Source organism: Actinomyces sp. HMSC075C01 (assembly GCF_001812965.1).
GTDB lineage: Bacteria > Actinomycetota > Actinomycetes > Actinomycetales > Actinomycetaceae > Actinomyces > Actinomyces acetigenes.
Genome location: NZ_KV810921.1, coordinates 1 through 2,699, shown reverse-complemented (window position 1 = coordinate 2,699; position 2,699 = coordinate 1). Strand labels below are relative to the sequence as shown.

At 66.0% G+C, this 2,699-nt stretch carries 3 protein-coding genes; 1 reads left to right on the top strand and 2 read right to left on the bottom strand.

What is annotated here, in order from left to right:
- Together HMPREF2883_RS15345 and HMPREF2883_RS00320 are read right to left on the bottom strand one after the other, a co-directional pair.
- Positions 1 to 570: hypothetical protein (locus HMPREF2883_RS15345; protein WP_256277245.1), on the bottom strand; the 570-nt coding region annotated here is incomplete at its 3' end.
- Positions 571 to 708: 138 nt separating this feature from the next.
- Entirely contained in the window at positions 709 to 1,008 is a 300-nt protein-coding gene (locus tag HMPREF2883_RS00320) for a hypothetical protein (protein ID WP_009233120.1), read from the bottom strand.
- A gap of 527 nt (positions 1,009 to 1,535) precedes the next feature.
- On the opposite strand from HMPREF2883_RS00320, the gene HMPREF2883_RS00315 reads away from it, so the two are divergent.
- The gene (locus tag HMPREF2883_RS00315; protein WP_070658131.1) at positions 1,536 to 2,531 is read left to right on the top strand and encodes a hypothetical protein; all 996 of its coding nucleotides are present in this window, start codon (positions 1,536 to 1,538) and stop codon (positions 2,529 to 2,531) included.
- The last annotated feature ends 168 nt before the right edge of the window (positions 2,532 to 2,699 follow it).

The window sequence follows — 2,699 nt, the reverse complement described above, 5'->3', positions numbered from 1 at the left end:
CGGGCACGATCCGGTCACTATCGGTGGCGACGGCTCACCACTGGTGCCGTCACCATTCGCTCCGTCCGGCACCGTGCCAGCAGACGCACCGCTACCACTAGCACCGTCGCCACTGCTCTCGTCAGTGACACTCCCACCATTGCTGGCGTCACGCCCTCCACCGGCCGCTGCTCTTTCCGCCTGTTCGTTGTCCTGCAGCACCTGGGCCATTGCTGCCTGCATGGCTCGGCCTGCCTCTTGGCGCTGCTGGCTCAGCTCACTGCCCAGGGCCAGGGCGGCCGCCCAGGACGAGCTGGCTGGGATGCCCGGTCCTGCTGCTCTGGCCGCCTGGTGTGCGGAGCGCCAGCTGGCTGCGACCTCACCGGCGAGCTGGCCGGCCTGGTAGCTGCTCGGCAGCGCGGCAGACAGCGAGAGCGGCGGTGCACCGACGGGCACCGGCTGACTCGTTCCGCCCAGTGGTGCTTCCCGCCACTGGGCCAGGCCATCGCGCACCCCGTGGGCGAACGCCCAGCCAACTGCGCCCACTACCGCCAGACCGATGAGGGCCAGGATCCCGACTATGACCGTCATGATGAAACCTCCGAAGATGAGAAGAGACGAGAGAAGAAGAGAAGGGAGCAAAGAGAAGGAACGTGAGGAGAAGGAGAGCAGGCGCGAGGCAGCGTGCTCGCCACTGCACTGACGACGTTCCGGTACTGGCCCGGCCGCCTACAGCTGCCCGATCCGCTGCCCAGCACCCAGCGCGTATCCCGTGATGATCGCTTCGTAGAACTGAGCACCGCCGGGAGCGATACGGGTCTGGGCCTCGGCCTGGGTGACCAGCGTGGCGATGTTGGTCAGGACCTGGGAGGTCAGGAAGGCCCGGGCCTGCTCGGCCTGGGCGGCTACTTCTGCCTGGGCGGCGACCTGCTCGATCTCCCGCCTGGTCACCCGGGCCTGGCCATTGCCCAGCACTACCCCCATCCGGGTGCGCTGGGGCGAGAAGAGACTGAGATTGGTAGAAGCCATGAGAAGTCCTTTCGAGGAGAGAGGGAGGAAGAGAGAAAGATGACCAGCCGAGCTGGTCATCTCGCGTCGACGGCCCGTGCTGCCACTCTGGGGAGAGCGGGCCGCGCTACCTGCCACTAGCCGCGCCAGGCCGGCGTTTTCTGCCGATCTCGCCCTGGGCTCGTGGCGTTGGTTAGAACGGTAGGCAGGCCGCGCCGCAGCACCGTCAAAGTTGGAAGAAAGTTGGAAAAGCGGGCTCACTCAGGCATCCACCGCCGACCCGAGCAGCTACGAGCCAGCCTCACCGTGGTCGGCAGGCCAGCAGCTGCGGCAAGGAGCCAGTCCACCAAGCCGGGGACAGACGCCTCGCTTCTGTTCTTCGGCTCCCCCGCTATATCTCCTGGTTTGTTCCGACCGCTCGGTCTAGGCTGATCGTCGGCTGACCCGTTGACCGCGAGCACCCTGCAGCCATCGCGCCTGGCGGGCGCTTCACCGCTCAGCCCACTGCCGCTCACGCCTTGCTCCTACTTCCCCCAGGAGGCTTGCTCATGTCCCGCGCTCGTCTCGATGCCGATGATGCGGCTTCCTTGCTGCGTGAGCTGGCGTGGCTGCGTAAGCGCGGTGGCTTCACGGCGGCGCGGCTGGTGCACGCCCCGATCGTCGATGAGGTGCTGCGGGGCAGCTTGGAGGACTCCTTTGAGCGGCTACGCCATCGCTTCGTCTCAGCCATCCACAGCCTGAGCGAGAGCGGGAGTGAACAGGATGAAGTGCTGGTGGGTGTGCTGCTGGCGGCCTTTGCGCTCAGCCCTGAGACGGCGGGTAGTGGCAGCCTGCTGGAGCGGCGGCGGGCGATGGCGACCCGCTTGGGGTGCAGCATGGAGACGATTGCCTCGCGGGAGGAGGCCGGCCTGCGCCTGCTGCACAGCCGCCTGGTGGCCGGGCGCTACACCCAGGCACCCTTAGTGCTAGATGTGCCGGAGATGCACGGTGGGATTGTCTATGAAGAGACCACCACCCTCATCGTGGTCGAGCAGCGTCAGTGGCGCGGCACGGTGGAGCACTACCGGCTGGCCAACATGGCCGGCGAGCTGGACTTCGTCACCATCTCCCGCTCCTACCCCGCCCACGTTACGGCGCAGCCAGGCGGGGAGTTCAGCGTTAACAGCCGCCCCGTCGAAGGCGCGGGGTGGAACGACCACTTCTGGCACATCGACCCGGCCAGCGGTAGGCGCACGCCGATGCAAGACGCGACGCGCTACGACCTCACCTTCCGCCTCGAACCTCTCCCGGGCGAGGAGCCGACCACGCCGATCTCCTTGGCTAGCCGGGCCTTCCACGCCCGCTCGCTGCTGGCCACCATCCAGGTGTGCTTCATTGGGGAGGTGCCAACCAGCATCTGGCAGTTCACCGGGGCTAGCCCCTTTGCCCGCCCCCAGGCAGCCAACCAGTACAACCGCACCAGCCTGGATGCCCAGCAACGCGCCACCCTCACCCAGCGCGACGTCCACGGGGGACTGTTCGGCGGGTTCGGGTGGGAGTGGTGAGGGCAAAGATAAGGTAACCTCAATAAATACGCTTATTTACTATATAATATTTGATATGGTTATATTTGTCACTTGCGTCACTTAGGGCGCCGTGGAATTCTACCGCCGTCAGTGATTCTCCTGACCGTACCGAGGAGCACGCCGAGGATGAACGTCGAGTCCTTCAAC

Coding starts and splice junctions, on each gene's coding strand:
- HMPREF2883_RS00320 (WP_009233120.1), bottom strand. CDS start 1,008: ATGGCTTCTACCAATCTCAGTCTCTTCTCGCCCCAGCGCACCCGGATG.
- HMPREF2883_RS00315 (WP_070658131.1), top strand. CDS start 1,536: ATGTCCCGCGCTCGTCTCGATGCCGATGATGCGGCTTCCTTGCTGCGT.